This is a genomic window from Ottowia flava (genome assembly GCF_008017535.1).
Classification (GTDB): domain Bacteria; phylum Pseudomonadota; class Gammaproteobacteria; order Burkholderiales; family Burkholderiaceae_C; genus Ottowia; species Ottowia flava.
In genome coordinates this window covers 1-13,820 of record NZ_VRUA01000001.1, presented here as the reverse complement: position 1 = coordinate 13,820, position 13,820 = coordinate 1, and the positions used below count along the sequence as shown (strand labels likewise).

13 protein-coding genes are annotated in these 13,820 nt (G+C 68.6%); 7 read left to right on the top strand and 6 right to left on the bottom strand.

Going from position 1 to position 13,820, the window contains the following annotated elements:
• Positions 1 to 35 precede the first annotated feature (35 nt).
• Complete coding sequence (gene argH, locus FVQ98_RS00060) at positions 36 to 1,472, bottom strand: argininosuccinate lyase (protein ID WP_147911383.1); 1,437 nt, start codon at positions 1,470 to 1,472, stop codon at positions 36 to 38.
• Positions 1,473 to 1,590: 118 nt separating this feature from the next.
• Between argH and FVQ98_RS00055 the strand changes: the two genes are divergently transcribed.
• From FVQ98_RS00055 to FVQ98_RS00025, 7 genes are all read left to right on the top strand, one after another.
• The gene (locus FVQ98_RS00055; protein ID WP_147911382.1) at positions 1,591 to 2,649 is read left to right on the top strand and encodes a sensor histidine kinase; all 1,059 of its coding nucleotides are present in this window, start codon (positions 1,591 to 1,593) and stop codon (positions 2,647 to 2,649) included.
• A 130-nt stretch (positions 2,650 to 2,779) separates the two neighbouring features.
• Entirely contained in the window at positions 2,780 to 3,526 is a 747-nt protein-coding gene (locus FVQ98_RS00050) for a LytR/AlgR family response regulator transcription factor (RefSeq protein ID WP_187265573.1), read from the top strand.
• A 150-nt stretch (positions 3,527 to 3,676) separates the two neighbouring features.
• Complete coding sequence (gene hemC, locus FVQ98_RS00045; protein WP_147911381.1) at positions 3,677 to 4,597, top strand: hydroxymethylbilane synthase; 921 nt, start codon at positions 3,677 to 3,679, stop codon at positions 4,595 to 4,597.
• The gene (locus FVQ98_RS00040; RefSeq protein WP_147911380.1) at positions 4,594 to 5,418 is read left to right on the top strand and encodes a uroporphyrinogen-III synthase; all 825 of its coding nucleotides are present in this window, start codon (positions 4,594 to 4,596) and stop codon (positions 5,416 to 5,418) included. Before hemC ends, FVQ98_RS00040 begins: the two co-directional genes overlap by 4 nt.
• Positions 5,405 to 6,583 carry a uroporphyrinogen-III C-methyltransferase gene (locus FVQ98_RS00035; RefSeq protein WP_147911379.1) on the top strand — a complete coding sequence of 393 codons (1,179 nt, stop codon included), beginning with the start codon at positions 5,405 to 5,407 and terminating at the stop codon, positions 6,581 to 6,583. Before FVQ98_RS00040 ends, FVQ98_RS00035 begins: the two co-directional genes overlap by 14 nt.
• A 5-nt stretch (positions 6,584 to 6,588) precedes the next feature.
• A complete protein-coding gene (locus FVQ98_RS00030; RefSeq protein WP_147911378.1) occupies positions 6,589 to 7,869 on the top strand; it encodes a heme biosynthesis HemY N-terminal domain-containing protein in 1,281 nt (426 codons plus the stop codon).
• Positions 7,870 to 8,140: 271 nt separating this feature from the next.
• A complete protein-coding gene (locus FVQ98_RS00025) occupies positions 8,141 to 9,361 on the top strand; it encodes an ABC transporter substrate-binding protein (protein ID WP_147911377.1) in 1,221 nt (406 codons plus the stop codon).
• 257 nt (positions 9,362 to 9,618) lie between these two features.
• Here the strand turns inward: FVQ98_RS00025 and ahpF are convergent, their stop codons facing one another.
• The 5 genes from ahpF to FVQ98_RS19830 form a co-directional block, all read right to left on the bottom strand.
• Positions 9,619 to 11,229 (bottom strand): alkyl hydroperoxide reductase subunit F, encoded by a 1,611-nt coding sequence (gene ahpF / locus FVQ98_RS00020; RefSeq protein ID WP_147911376.1) that lies wholly within the window; start codon positions 11,227 to 11,229, stop codon positions 9,619 to 9,621.
• 171 nt (positions 11,230 to 11,400) lie between these two features.
• Positions 11,401 to 11,973: an alkyl hydroperoxide reductase subunit C gene (gene ahpC / locus FVQ98_RS00015; protein ID WP_147911375.1), complete on the bottom strand. Its 573-nt coding sequence runs from the start codon at positions 11,971 to 11,973 to the stop codon at positions 11,401 to 11,403.
• 288 nt (positions 11,974 to 12,261) lie between these two features.
• A complete protein-coding gene (locus FVQ98_RS00010) occupies positions 12,262 to 12,720 on the bottom strand; it encodes a bactofilin family protein (RefSeq protein ID WP_147911374.1) in 459 nt (152 codons plus the stop codon).
• A 21-nt stretch (positions 12,721 to 12,741) separates the two neighbouring features.
• Positions 12,742 to 13,644, bottom strand: a complete 903-nt coding sequence (locus FVQ98_RS00005; RefSeq protein ID WP_147911373.1) for a M23 family metallopeptidase — start codon at positions 13,642 to 13,644, stop codon at positions 12,742 to 12,744.
• On the bottom strand, positions 13,641 to 13,820 hold a 180-nt coding region (locus tag FVQ98_RS19830; protein WP_222707530.1), incomplete at its 5' end, for a hypothetical protein. The genes FVQ98_RS00005 and FVQ98_RS19830, both read right to left, overlap by 4 nt.

Sequence of the window (13,820 nt, the reverse complement as noted above, 5' to 3'; positions counted from 1 at the left end):
ACTGCTGACTACCTACTGCTTTGGCGCAGTACAAATCAAGGCACGAGGCGCTGACGATGCCGCTGTATCTGTCCCGCCACCTGAGAGGGCGCCGTCCCGCCCAGCGTATCCCGTGCCTCCAAACTCCCCCGCAAGCTGAGCACGTCGTACACGTCTTTCTCAATCGCAGAGTGAAAACCCTGCAGCACGTTCAACGGCAATTCAGACAAATCGCAGCCGTGCGACTGCGCGGCTTTGACGGCGTGGGCGACGGTTTCGTGGGCATCGCGAAAGGGTTGGCCTTTCTTGACCAGGTAATCGGCCAGGTCGGTGGCCGTGGCGTAGCCTTTTTGCGCCGCGGCCTCCATGGCGGTGGCGTTGACGGTGATGCCGCCGCTTTTCGTGCCGGTGGCCGGGTCAGCCTGGCCGCCGATCATCTCGACAAAGATGCGCAGCGTGTCGCGCAAGGTGTCGACGGTGTCGAACAGCGGCTCCTTGTCTTCCTGGTTGTCCTTGTTGTAGGCCAGAGGTTGGCCCTTCATCAGGGTGATCAGGCCCATCAGGTGGCCGACCACGCGGCCGGTCTTGCCGCGGGCCAGTTCGGGCACGTCGGGGTTCTTCTTCTGCGGCATGATCGACGAGCCGGTGGTGAAGCGGTCGGCGATTCGGATGAAGGCGAAATTCTGGCTCATCCACAGGATGAGTTCTTCGCTCAATCGGCTGATGTGCACCATCACCAGGGCGGCGGCAGCTGCGAATTCAATAGCAAAGTCGCGGTCGCTCACGGCGTCCAGGCTGTTCTGGCAAACGCCTTCCATGCCCAGCGTCTTGGCCACGCGCTCGCGGTCCAGCGGGTAAGTGGTGCCTGCCAAGGCCGCGCTGCCCAGCGGCAACTGGTTGACGCGGCGGCGCACGTCGCCCATGCGCGCTTCGTCGCGGGCAAACATTTCGACGTAGGCCAGCAGGTGGTGGGCGAAGCTCACCGGCTGGGCCACTTGCAGATGAGTAAAGCCAGGCAGGATGACGTCGACGTGCTTTTCCGCCACTTCAACCAGGGCCAATTGCAACTCGCGCAGCAGGCCGGTGATCAGGTCGATCTCGCCGCGCAACCACAGGCGGATGTCGGTGGCGACCTGGTCGTTGCGGCTGCGGCCGGTGTGCAGGCGCTTGCCGGCGTCGCCCACCAGTTGGGTCAGGCGCGCCTCGATGTTCAGGTGCACGTCCTCCAGCGCCAGCTTCCATTCGAATTGCCCGTCAGCGATTTCCTGGCGGATCTGCGCCATGCCGCGCTGGATGGCGGCCAGATCGTCTTTGGAGATGATGCCTTGCGCGGCCAGCATGTCGGCGTGCGCCAAGCTGCCGGTGATGTCGGCGTCGGCCAGGCGCTTGTCGAAGAACACGCTGGCGGTGTAGCGCTGCACCAGCTCGCTCATCGGTTCGGAGAACAGGGCAGACCAGGCTTCGGTCTTCTTGTCGAATTGGTTGGTGGACATGCGTGGAGGGATCTGGATAAAAGGCCGGGCAAGCCGCACGGCGAGTCGACGGGCGGCGCGCCTGGGTGGACCAACGCGCAGGTGCACGGCCTACACTGAGGCGCCACTGCCGGGACCCATGGACGATTCCCAAATTCTATCGACCTTCGTTGAACGCGCCCGCCGCCGACCGCCGGCACCGGCCGCGCCTGCGTTGGTGTTTGACGCCTGCCAGGTCGGCGTGGTGCTGCGTGCGGTGCTCTATGTCGAGGTGGTGGTGGCCGTCGCCGTCATGTACGCGGCCGACAGCGCCGCCGACTGGCTGACGCGGGTATCGCTGCTCACCGCAGGTGTCTTGCCTGCGACCTTGCTCTGGCTGATCGTCGGCTGCGCGCTCAAGCGCCCTCTGGCGCGGCTGAGCGAGGTGGGGCAGATGACGGCTGGCGTGGCTTTGGGCGGGCTCGCCGGGCTGTACGCGTGTGCGATGCTGGCGCTGCTGCGGGTGACCGGCTCGCCGCCGTGGCTGGCCAGCACCTGCACCGGCGCGCTGCTGGCGGCCGGGTTGGTGGCGGCGCTGGTGTGGCGCGTGCGCGGTCGCACACCTGCGGCGACCACGGCGCGGCTAGCAGAACTGCAGTCGCGCATCCGCCCGCACTTCCTGTTCAACACGCTCAACAGCGCGATCGCGCTGGTGCGCGCCGAGCCGGCCAAGGCGGAATTGATCCTGGAAGACCTGGCCGACCTGTTTCGCCACGCCCTGACCGATCAGGAGGGCAGCTCCACGGTCGGGCAGGAAATCGAGCTGGCACGGCGCTACCTCGAGATCGAACAGGTGCGTTTCGGGCGGCGCCTGCGGATCGAATGGGCGCTTGATGATCGCGTGAATGACGCGCGCCTACCGCCCCTGATCCTGCAGCCGCTCGTCGAAAACGCCGTCAAGCATGGCGTCGAGCCGAGCCCCCACGGTGCGCAGCTGCGCGTGTCGACCCAGCTGCGCGGGCCGATTGCGCTGATCAAGGTGACCAACACCGTGCCAGCAGGGCAGGGCGCCGCTGGCCATGGCATTGCGCTGGCTAACGTGCGTTCGCGCCTCAAGCTTCTGCACGACCTGCACGGTGGCTTTCGCACCGCGCTGGTCGATGGGGTGTACCAGGCACGGATCGAGGTGCCTATGCCCGAGAAAGCGACACGCGCGTGAAGCCGGTCACGCTCCCTTTGCGAAGTGCACCTGCCCACGGCCGTGCAAGGCGCCTGGCCGCTGCCGCTGGGGCAGACTCGGGCGCATGTTGCCCCGTAACGCGCGGCCCGGTGAACGCCACGATCGCCCCATGACCGCCCTGAACGTGTTGATCGTCGACGACGAGCCTCTGGCGCGCGCGCGCCTGCGCACGCTGCTGGGCGATTGCCATTCGCCCGCCGCCGCCGTGGGGGGCGAGGCCGACGGCGCCGCCCAGGCCTTGGCCCTGGTGGGCCGGGCGCACTTTGACCTGGTGCTGCTCGACATCCACATGCCAGGCACCGATGGCATGACGCTGGCTGAAACGCTGGCGCGGCTGCCGCAGCCGCCGGCGGTGGTCTTCGTCACCGCCCACGCCGAACACGCGGTCAAGGCCTTCGAGATCGACGCGGTGGACTACCTCACCAAGCCGGTGCGGCGCGAGCGCCTGCAGGCGGCGCTTCAAAAAGTGGAGCGGCTTGCGCAGGTCCATGCAGGGCCAGAGCCCGATTTGTCTGAAGAACAATGGCTGGTCATCCACGAGCGGGGCCGCACCCTGCGGGTGCCGGTGAGCGAGGTGCTCTATTTCAAGGCGGAGCTCAAGTACATCACCGTGCGCACGGCAGCTGCGACCTATGTGCTGGACGACAGCCTGGCCCAATTGGCCGAGCGCTTGCCGCCGCGCTTCGTGCGCATCCACCGCAACGCGCTGGTCGCCCGCGGCGCCATCCGCGCCCTGGTGCGCCAGCACGACCCGGTCGAGGGCGACGGCTGGGCCGTGCGCCTGGCCGGCATCGACGAGGTGCTGATGGTCTCGCGCCGCCAGGTGGCCGCGTTGCGCGAATCGCTGGGCGAGTAGGGCGCTGCCCGGCCGCGTTCCGGCCGGCACCGCGGCGCTGGCGTGCTGCGCCCACTGGCTGCCCACTTCCTGCGCTGTCGCAAGGCGGGCCGCACATGTCGGCGGGTACCATTGCGAGCTTCGCCAATTGATGAACCGAGCCGTTTCGCTATGCCCCTGCTGCTGACCATTGCCACCCGTGAAAGCCGCCTTGCCCTGTGGCAGGCCGAGCATGTGCAGGCGCTGCTGGGCGCGCGCGGCCACAGCGTTGACCTGCTGGGCATGACCACGCGCGGCGACCAGATCCTGGACCGCACGCTGAGCAAGGTCGGTGGCAAAGGCCTGTTCGTCAAGGAGCTGGAAACCGCGCTGCAGGAAGGCCGCGCCCAGCTGGCCGTGCATTCGCTCAAAGACGTGCCGATGGAGCTGCCCGAAGGCTTTGCCCTGGCCTGTGTCATGCAGCGCGAAGACCCGCGCGACGCCTGGGTGTCGGCCGGCTGTGCCGGTCTGGCCGATTTGCCGCAGGGTGCCGTCATTGGTACATCTAGCCTGCGGCGCACGGTACTGCTGCGCGAGGCGCTATCGAAGTTGGAGCGCAACGATGTCCGCATCGAGCCGCTGCGTGGCAACCTCGACACCCGTCTGCGCAAGCTGGACGAAGGGCAGTACGCTGGCATCGTGCTGGCCGCTGCGGGGCTGAAGCGCCTGGGCCAGGGCGACCGCATCCGCCACATCTTCAGCACCGACGAGATGCTGCCCGCGGCCGGGCAGGGTGCGCTGGGCATCGAGATCCGCGCCGACCGCAGCGACGTGGCCGAGGCGCTGGCGCCGCTGGTCGACAGGCCGACCTGGCTGGCGGTGGCGGCCGAGCGCGCCGTCAGCCGCGCCCTGGGCGGCAGCTGCTCCATGCCGCTGGCGGCGCACGCCACGCTCAGTGGGCAGCGCCTGCACCTGCGCGGCGCCTGGGGCGACCCGGAAGGCGCGCCGCAACTGGTGCGCGCCGAGGCCGAAGGCGACGTCGCCACCCTGGCCGAGGCCGAAGCCCTGGGCCAGCGCGTGGCCGAGGCGCTGGGCGCCGGCGGCGCGCATTGAGCCCTACCCAGCCGCCCGCGGCCGGCGCCCCGCGCGTGCTGGTCACGCGCCCCGCGCCCGAGGCCGACCGCTGGGCCCGGGCACTGGCAGCGCAGGGCATCGCGGCCGAAGCCTTGCCGCTGATCGACATCGTGCCCTTGCGGGACTCGCCGGCGCTGACCGCGGCCCGAGCCGCGCTGGCGGAAGTCGCCGTAGTGATGTTCGTCAGCCCCAACGCCGTGCGCGGTTTTTTTGAAGAAAATGCGGCGCCGGCCCTACAACCACCTGCGCAAGCAGCTATTGAAACAAGAGCTTGGTCGCCCGGCCCAGGCACCACGGCGGCGCTGGTCGAAGCCGGCTGGCCGCCCGACCGGATCGACGAGCCGGCGCCCGACGCACCGCAGTTCGACTCCGAATCACTTTGGGCGCAAGTCGCAGGCCAGATGCGCCCCGGGCTGCGCGTGCTGATCGTGCGCGGCGGGGATGCCGAAGGCCGGCCGACGGGGCGCGACTGGCTGGCCACGCAGCTGCGCGCCGTGGGCGCGGCCGTGGAAGAGGTGGCCGCCTACCGCCGCACGGCGCCTCCAGGCGATGGGCCGTGGACCGCGCGCGCTAAGGCCGCCGCGCACGACGGCAGCGTGTGGTTGTTCAGCAGCTCGGAAGCCATCGCCAACCTGCGCGAGGCGCTGCCGGCGCAGGACTGGGCCGGGGCGCGCGCAATCGCAACGCACCCGCGCATCGCCGAGGCCGCGCACGCGGCCGGTTTCGGTCGCGTGACGGCGTCGCGACCCACGCTGGACGCCGTTGCCGCGTCGATAAAATCGCTGCATGACAACGCCTGATTCCGACACCTCGACGCCGCCTTCTGCGCTGCCGTCGGTGCCCCAGGCGTCCGGTGCCTGGCCTCCGCCGCCCATCGCGCCGGAAGCGCTGCCGCCCGCTGCGCCCCCCGTTTCGCCGCCGGTCGCGCCGCCGCTGGGCCCTGGCGGGCCGTTGCCCGGCCAACCCCAGCGCAGTGCCTTTCCGCCCGCCGTCGTGGCTGGCTGGATGGTGGCGATCGTGGCGCTGACGGTGTCGGTGCTGCTGTGGCAGAAGGTCAACGGCATGCAGGAAGCGCTGGCGCGCCAGAACGCCGACGCTGGCAGCCAGTCGGTCGAAGCGCGCGCGCTGGCCCGCCATGCGGACGACGCCGTGCGCGACAGCGCCGCCAAGCTGGCCGCGCTCGACGCGCGCGTGGCCGACATGGCGGCCTACCGCACCCAGCTGGAAGAGCTGGCGCACAGCGCTTCGCGCGCCCGCGACGAGAACCTGGCCGTCGATCTGGAAACCGCGCTGCGCCTGGCCCAGGACCAGACGCAGCTGACCGGCAGTACCGAGCCGCTGCTGGCCGCCTTGCGCACCGCCGAGCGGCGCCTGGGCCGCTCGCAGGACCCGCGGCTGGCGCCGGTGGCGCGCGCCGTCGCGCGCGACCTGGAGCGCGTCAAGGCCGCCACCGTGGCCGACACCGCGGGCCTGCTCGGCCGCATCGACCAGCTGCTGCGCCAGGCCGACGATCTGCCGGTGGCCAACGAAGTCGGCCGCCCCAGCGGCGTGGCCCGCGCGCGCGAGCCGGCCGCGGCCGAGCCGACCAGCTGGTGGGGACGGCTGTGGGCCAACGTGCGCAGCGAAACGGAAAGCCTGCTGCGCGTGCGCCGCATCGAGCGGCCCGAAGCCACCATGCTCAGCCCCGACCAGGCCTTCTTCGTGCGCGAAAACCTCAAGCTGCGGCTGCAGGGCGCGCGCCTGGGCATCCTGGCGCGCCAGTACGAAGCGGCGCGCAACGACCTGTCGGCCGCCAGCACCGCCTTGGGCACCTGGTTTGACCCGGCTTCGCGCCGCACCCAGGCCGCGGCGACCCTGCTGCAGCAGGTGCAGTCCCAGACGCGCTCGGCCGACCTGCCGCGGGTGGACGAATCGCTGCTGGCCCTCGGCCACGTCGCCGCGGCCGAGCCGGCCCGGAGCAACTGAGCACCATGCGCGCCGCCCTGTGGCTGATGGGTCTGTTCAGTGCCGCGGTGGCGCTGGCGCTGTTTGCGGGCGACAACGACGGGACGGTCACCATCTTCTGGCCGCCGCACCGCGTCGACATGTCGGTCAACCTGCTGCTGCTGCTGCTGGTGGCGCTGTTCGTGCTGCTGCATTTCGCGCTGCGGGCGTTCGCGGCGCTGTTCGAGCTGCCCCGCCAGGCGCGGCGCTGGCGCTCGCAACAGCGCGAACGCGCGGCCCACACGTCGATGATGGACGCCATGACCCAGTTCGGCGCCGGCCGCTACCTGCGCGCGCGCAAGTCGGCTGAGGCCGCGCTGGCGCGCGAACAGGCGCTGCGCGAGGCAGGCGACGTGCTGCCGCACCGAGCGAGCCTGCGCACACTGGCACACCTGACGGTGGCCGAAAGCGCCCATGCGCTGCAGGATCAGAGCACGCGCGATCACCACCTGGCCCTGGCACTGGACCGCGCGAGCGCGCACGGTGCGTTGCCCGAGCTGCGCGAAGGTGTGCTGCTGCGCGCCGCCCGCTGGGCGCTGCACGACCGCGACCCCGGAGCCGCCATGGCCCGGCTGGACGAATTGCCCGCAGGCGCCACACGCCGCACCGCCGCGCTGCGCATCAAACTCAAGGCTGCGCGCCAGGCCGGGCGCCAGCGCGAGGCCCTGGACACCGCGCGCCTGCTGGCCAAGCACGGCGCCTTTTCGCGCGACGCCGCCGGCACTGTGGTGCGCGGCCTGGCCGCCGACCAGATCACCCAAGCGCGCGACGCCGCCGAACTGCAGCAGCTCTGGGCCGCGCTGGAGCCGGCCGAGCGCGCCATGCCCGAACTGGCTTTGCGCGCGGCGCAGCGCCTGCTGAACCTGGGTGGCGACCACGCCGTCGTGCGCGACTGGCTGCGCCCGGTGTGGGGCGAAATGCTGGCACTCCCCGAATCGTTTTCGCCCGCCCACCGCGCCCGTCTGGCGCGCGTGCTGGAGGCCGGCATGGCGCCCACCGGCGATGCGGCCGACCAGCAATGGTTGGCGCGCGTCGAGGCTGCGCACCAGGCCCACCCGCGCGACGCCACCCTGCAGTACCTGGCTGGCATGGCCTGCCTGCACCGCGGTCTGTGGGGCAAGGCCCAGTTGCTGCTGACCCAGGCGGTGCGCGGTCTGCAGGACGCCGAACTGCGCGCGCGGGCATGGCGCGCGCTGGCCGAGCTGGCCGAGCAGCGCGGCGACGCCACGGCCGCCGCCGAAGCCTGGAAGCACGCCGCCGGCGCCTGACGCCGACGCCTGACGCAGGGTTTTACTGAGCCCTGTATCTGAGGGTGCGTTCGCCGCCGAGAATCGGGATAAAAGTCGCTTTGACCCAGGACTGGAAAGCGCAAGCAGCTATCAAACTAGAAGCAATCGACAAGCGGTGCGGTGGCGCAGAACCGGCGATTCGCCCGCCAGGCACACGCCTGTCGCCAGCGCTACTCGGGGCCGTCAAACCCCTCCCTAGAATGCTTTTGGACAGCGCTCACTAGCTGTATCCACCCTTCGAGGAGACACCATGAAGATTCGCCCCCTTGTGCCCGCCGTTGCCGTGGCCGCCCTGTGCCTGCCCTTGGCCGGCGGCGCGGCCGACAACCCCAAGTTTTCCCGCAACGAGATCCTGATCGGCGTGTTGACCGACATGTCGGGCCCCTACGCCAGCCTCACGGGCGAGGGCGACGTGGCCGCCGCGCAGCTGGCCATCGACGAGTTCGGCGGCAAGATCCACGGCGTGCCGATCAAGCTGGTGTCGGCCGACCACCAGCAGAAAGCCGACGTGTCGTCGGCACGGGCGCGCGAGTGGATTGACCGCGATGGGATGGACCTGATCACCGGCCTCGGCCAGTCGGCGCTGGGCCTGGCGGTGCAGGGTGTGGCCTCGGCCAAGAAGGTCATCACCATGAACACTGGCGCGGGCTCGCCCGACCTCACGGGCTCGCAGTGCAGCAAGTACGGCATCCACTACAGCTGGAACACCCACGCCGTGGCGGTGGGCACGGCCGCCGCGGTGGTGGACGGCGGCGGCAAGTCGTGGTTCTTCGTGGCCGCGGACTACACCTTCGGCAAGTCGCTGCAGGACCAGGCCACCAAGGTGGTCGAGTCCAAAGGCGGCAAAGTGCTGGGCGGTGTGCGCGCGCCGCTGGGCACCAGCGATTTCTCGTCCTTTTTGCTGCAGGCGCAGGGCTCGAAGGCGCAGGTCATCGGCCTGGCCAACGCGGGGTCCGACACGCTCAACGCGCTTAAACAGGCCAACGAATTCGGCATCGTCAAGGGCGGGCAGAAAGTGGCGGCGTTGCTGATGTTCATCACCGACGTGCATTCGCTCGGCCTGCCGGTGGCGCAGGGCCTGCAGTTCACCACCGCCTACTACTGGGACCGCACCGACGCCTCGCGCGACCTGGGCAAGCGCTTTTACGCCAAGCGCAAGTCCATGCCCAACATGGACCAGGCCGGCACGTACTCGGCCGTGCGCACCTACCTGAAGGCCGTGGAGGCCGTGGGCACCGACAACAGCGACGCGGTGCGCGAACAGCTGGGCAAGATGGAAATCGACGATGGCTTCTCGAAAGGCCGCATCCGCGCCGACGGCCTGTTCCAGCACGACATGTACCTGGTCGAAGCCAAGAAGCCGAGCGAGTCGAAGGCCGAATGGGACTTGCTGAAGATCAACAAGACCATCCCCGGCAACGTCGCCTTCCAGAGCCTGAAGGACGGTGGCTGCGCGCTGGTGAACAAGTGAGCTGAGCGGCGCCAGGAGGCTGCGGCGCCTGGAGTGACTTTCAGGTGAAAACGGGCTGCCGCGCTACAGCAGAAAGCGCGGGCAGCTATTCTAGTGATAGCGGTGGGCGATGCCTTGAGGCATGGCCACGGCACGAAATCACGCGTCACATGTCTGTGGCGCTAGCCACGAGCCACCCAAAAAAAGCCCCGCTCCGGTTGTCACCGGGCGGGGCTTTGTAGCGTCAGGGCAGGCCCTGCGCTTCAGCCTGCGCAGGCTCAGGCCGTGACCGTTTCCTTGACCGCTGCGGCGCCGGCGTTGTCGGCCGGGGCGCTGTTGCGGATCAGGTAGTCGAAGGCGCTGAGCGCGGCCGTTGAGCCGGCGCCGGCCGCGACCACGATCTGCTTGTACGGCACCGTGGTGCAGTCGCCGGCGGCAAACACGCCGGGCACGTTGGTGGCGCCGCGCGCGTCGACCTCGATCTCGCCGAACTTGCTGCGCTTGACCGTGTCGCCCAGAAACTCGGTGTTGGGCACCAGGCCGATCTGCACGAACACGCCTTCCAGCGGCACGGTGGTTTCCGTGCCCTTGGCGCGGCACTTGAAGTCCAGCGCGCTGACTTTGCCGTCGGTGCCCTGGATTTCGGTCGTCTGCTTGTTGGTGTGCACCGTCACGTTGGGCAGCGAATGCAGTTTGTTGACCAGCACCTGGTCGGCCTTCAGCTCGGGCATGAATTCGACCACGTGCACGTGCTTGACCAAGCCCGCCAAATCAATGGCCGCCTCGACGCCAGAGTTGCCACCGCCGATCACCGCCACGTCCTTGCCCTTGAACAGTGGGCCGTCGCAGTGCGGGCAGTAGGCCACGCCCTTGGTCTTGTATTCCTGCTCGCCCGGCACGTTCACATTGCGCCAGCGCGCGCCGGTGGCCAGCACGACGCTGCGGCTCTTCAGGGTGCCGCCGTTGTCCAGCTGCACGGTGATCAGGCCGCCCGGTTGCTCGGCCGGTACCAGGCCGGTCACGCGCTGGGTGTTCATGATGTCGACCTCGTAGTTGCGCACGTGCTGCTCCAGCTGCGCGGCGTACTGCGGGCCGGTGGTTTCGGGCACGCCAGGGTAGTTGGCGATTTCCAGCGTGTCGTTGACCTGGCCGCCAAAGCGCTCGGCCACCACGCCGGTGCGGATGCCTTTGCGCGCCGCGTAGATGGCCGCAGCCGCGCCAGCGGGGCCGCCGCCGACGATCAGCACTTCATACGGCGCCTTGGCGCTCAGCTTTTCGGCGTCGCGCTTCGCGGCGCCGGTGTCGACCTTCTGCAGGATTTCTTCGACCGACATGCGGCCGTTGGCGAAGAACTGGCCGTTCAGGTAGACCGTGGGCACGCCCATGATCTCGCGCTCTTCGATTTCCTTCTGGAACATGCCGCCGTCGATCACCGTGGTCTTGACGCGCGGATTGTTGATGGCCATGAGCGACAGCGCCTGCACCACGTCCGGGCAGTTGTGGCAGGAAAGGCTCATGTAGATCTCGAAGTCGAGATCGGCGTCGAGGTTCTGAATCTGCTCGATCACGTCGGCTTCGACCTTCGGCGGGTGGCCGCCGGTCCACAGCAGCGCCAGGATGAGCGAGGTGAATTCGTGGCCCAGCGGGATCGCGGCAAAGCGCAGGTGCGTGTCGCTGCCGGCGCGCTGCAACGTGAACGAAGGCACGCGCGCGTCGCTGCCGTCGGTGCGCAGGGTGATCTTGTCGGGGCGCATGCTGGCGATTTCTGCCAGCAGTTCGCGCATTTCGGTGGATTTGTCGTCCGCGCCGAGCGTGGCCACCATCTCGAACGGCTGCTGAACGCGCTCGAGGTAGGCGGCGAGTTGTTGCTTGATGTCGTCGTCCAACATGGTGGATGCTCCTGAGTTGATAGCTGGCTGCGCTGACGGATAGGGCGCAGGAGCCGGAATTCTTGTGAAAATCGCAGGTAAAAAAATACCGGACGGCAGGGCACGCAGGCCCTGTCGCCGTCCGGTCAGTTTGCGCCGGCTCGGCGGCAGGCGCAGTCAGGCTGAGGAGCCTTAGATCTTGCCAACCAGGTCGATGGAGGGCTTGAGCGTCTTCTCGCCTTCTTTCCACTTGGCGGGGCAGACTTCACCCGGGTGAGCGGCGGTGTACTGGGCAGCCTTCAGCTTGCGCAGGGTTTCCGTCACGTCGCGGGCGATTTCGTTGGAATGCACTTCCATGGTCTTGATCGTGCCGCTGGGGTCGATCACGAACGTGCCGCGCAGGGCCAGACCTTCTTCGGGGATGTGCACGCCGAAGTTGTTGGTCAGCTGGTGCGTGGGGTCGCCCACCAGGAAGAACTTGGCCTTGCCGACGGCGTCGGAGGTCTCGTGCCACACCTTGTGCGAGAAGTGCGTGTCGGTGGTGACGATGTAGACCTCGGCGTTGGCCTTCTGGAACTCGGCGTAGTGGTCGGCCGCGTCTTCGATCTCGGTCGGGCAGTTGAAGGTGAAGGCGGCGGGCATGAAGATCACCACGGACCAGTTCTTGCCGTTGGACAGGTTCTTCTCCGTCACTTCCTCGAACTTGCCGTTGTGGAAGGCCTGAGTCTTGAACGGGAGGACTTTGCTGTTGATGAGGGCTGACATGCTGCTGCTTCTCCTGAGTTGATGAAAAAATCTGGGAATGGGTGTATCTTAGAAAAGAACTATTAAATAGTCCAATCCATTTTAGCTAAACTATTTTTAGGGATTGGCTATGAAGCACCCGTTGTCGGCGCACGTGGCGCCCACAACCGATCAGCTTACCCCGAATCCATGACCGCAGCCGTAGGCGGGTCGCGCAAAGACGGCGCCGGCCGCTGCGCGGCGGGCCAACGAGCGCGGGGATGTTAGAGGCGGAGGAGGTCGGGCGCGTTTTGGCGCACCCGGCGGGCATCAGCCCTTGACGCTGCGCGACGGCGCGCCGTCGCTGGCGGGCGCGGTGAAGGGCACCACGGTGGGGCCGCTGGCCGCGTCGCCCTGCATGCTGACGCTGCCGTGGTAGCGCGCACCCGGGTCGACCTGCAGGCTTTCGGTGCTGATGTTGCCGTGGATGTTGGCGCTGGCCTGCAGGTGCAGGCGCTGGGCGAAGACGTTGCCTTCCAGCCGGCCGAGCACCAGCAGGTCGGCCGCGTGCACGTCGCCCTTGACCACGCCGGTCTCGCCGATGATGGCGCGGCCTTCGGCGCGCAGCGTGCCTTTGATCTGGCCGTCGACCTTGACCGAATTCTGCGTGGTCAGATCACCTTCCAGGGTGCACTGCTCGGCGATCAGGGTGTCGATCTGCTTGCCGGCCGCGGCACTGACCGCAGGGGTAGCAAGGGGAGAGGGTTTGTCTTTGCCGGAGCCGAACATGGTGAAGCTCTCTTTCGCAGGTCAGGGGGCGGGCGCGGTTACCGGCGCGGTCAGCGCAAGGTACTGCTCGGGGTCAAGGCGCTGGCCGCGCCATTGCACTTCGTAGTGCAGATGCGGGCCGGTGGAGCGGCCAGTGGAGCCTACCAGGCCCACCGTGGCGCCTGCCTCGATGTGCTGACCCGGCTTGACATCCACCCGCGAAAGGTGGGCGTAGACGGTGCTGTGGCCCAGGGCGTGGCTGACGGTGACCACGTTGCCATAGCCGCCCAGCCAGCCCGCCTGTGTGACCTTGCCGCGCGCCGTCGCCCGCACCGGGTCGCCGGTCGCGCCCTTGAAGTCCAGGCCGCCGTGCGATTCACTGCCGCGGCCAGTGAACGGATTGGGCCGCCCGCCGTACTGTGAGCTCAGCACGCCATCGTGGGGCACACCCAGCGGGACCGACTGCAGCGTTTGTAACAGGTCGCCGGCATCGCGCACGAAGCTGCCGGTGAATGGCACCGGGCGCGCGACCGGCACCGCCGGTCCGCCGGCGGCGGGGTTGGGCGCGCCCTTGGGCGGTTCGATCGAAACCGGCTTGACGTTGACGCCGCGCGCGCCCAGGTAGGCCTGCAGGTCGCTGATCATCTGTTCGGACTTCTTCAGCGCCGCCAGCTTGGCGTTGATTTCAGCCGAGGTGAAGTTCTTCAGGTCATGTACCTGCGTGCGCAGGCTGTCGATCTCGGCGCGGCGCGCGCTTTGTTCGCTCTGGTGTTCGGCGCGCGCCAGCAGGTAATGCACGCCGCCCGCCGTGAGGCCAATGGCCAGCACCGTCGAAGCGCAGGCCAGGCCGATCAGCGCGGGCTTGAGCCATCGCAGCACGCGCGTGTCGACTTCCAGCGACTGGGTCTGGTGGGGCGTGACGATGAGAACCGTGGAGCGTGTCATCTCGGGCGTGCGTTGGCGTTGGGCGGCGCGGGCTTCGACCCCAATGCCAGATGGGCGATGCGGCGCCCGACGCGCCGCATGTCATGAAAGAAGCAATGCGCGAGCCTAAGGATGGTGTTCAAAACCCCGGTCAAGCCCGAATGGCGTGAGCGGTGTGCGGCAGGAACAATGGCGTC

What these genes read in the sequence shown, in the direction of transcription:
- FVQ98_RS00030 (WP_147911378.1), top strand. Translation starts at nt 6,589, where the DNA reads ATGCGCGCCGCCCTGTGGCTGATGGGTCTGTTCAGTGCCGCGGTGGCG.
- FVQ98_RS00050 (WP_187265573.1), top strand. Translation starts at nt 2,780, where the DNA reads ATGACCGCCCTGAACGTGTTGATCGTCGACGACGAGCCTCTGGCGCGC.
- FVQ98_RS00035 (WP_147911379.1), top strand. Translation starts at nt 5,405, where the DNA reads ATGACAACGCCTGATTCCGACACCTCGACGCCGCCTTCTGCGCTGCCG.
- ahpF (WP_147911376.1), bottom strand. Translation starts at nt 11,229, where the DNA reads ATGTTGGACGACGACATCAAGCAACAACTCGCCGCCTACCTCGAGCGC.
- FVQ98_RS00055 (WP_147911382.1), top strand. Translation starts at nt 1,591, where the DNA reads ATGGACGATTCCCAAATTCTATCGACCTTCGTTGAACGCGCCCGCCGC.
- hemC (WP_147911381.1), top strand. Translation starts at nt 3,677, where the DNA reads ATGCCCCTGCTGCTGACCATTGCCACCCGTGAAAGCCGCCTTGCCCTG.
- argH (WP_147911383.1), bottom strand. Translation starts at nt 1,472, where the DNA reads ATGTCCACCAACCAATTCGACAAGAAGACCGAAGCCTGGTCTGCCCTG.
- ahpC (WP_147911375.1), bottom strand. Translation starts at nt 11,973, where the DNA reads ATGTCAGCCCTCATCAACAGCAAAGTCCTCCCGTTCAAGACTCAGGCC.
- FVQ98_RS00010 (WP_147911374.1), bottom strand. Translation starts at nt 12,720, where the DNA reads ATGTTCGGCTCCGGCAAAGACAAACCCTCTCCCCTTGCTACCCCTGCG.
- FVQ98_RS00005 (WP_147911373.1), bottom strand. Translation starts at nt 13,644, where the DNA reads ATGACACGCTCCACGGTTCTCATCGTCACGCCCCACCAGACCCAGTCG.
- FVQ98_RS00025 (WP_147911377.1), top strand. Translation starts at nt 8,141, where the DNA reads ATGAAGATTCGCCCCCTTGTGCCCGCCGTTGCCGTGGCCGCCCTGTGC.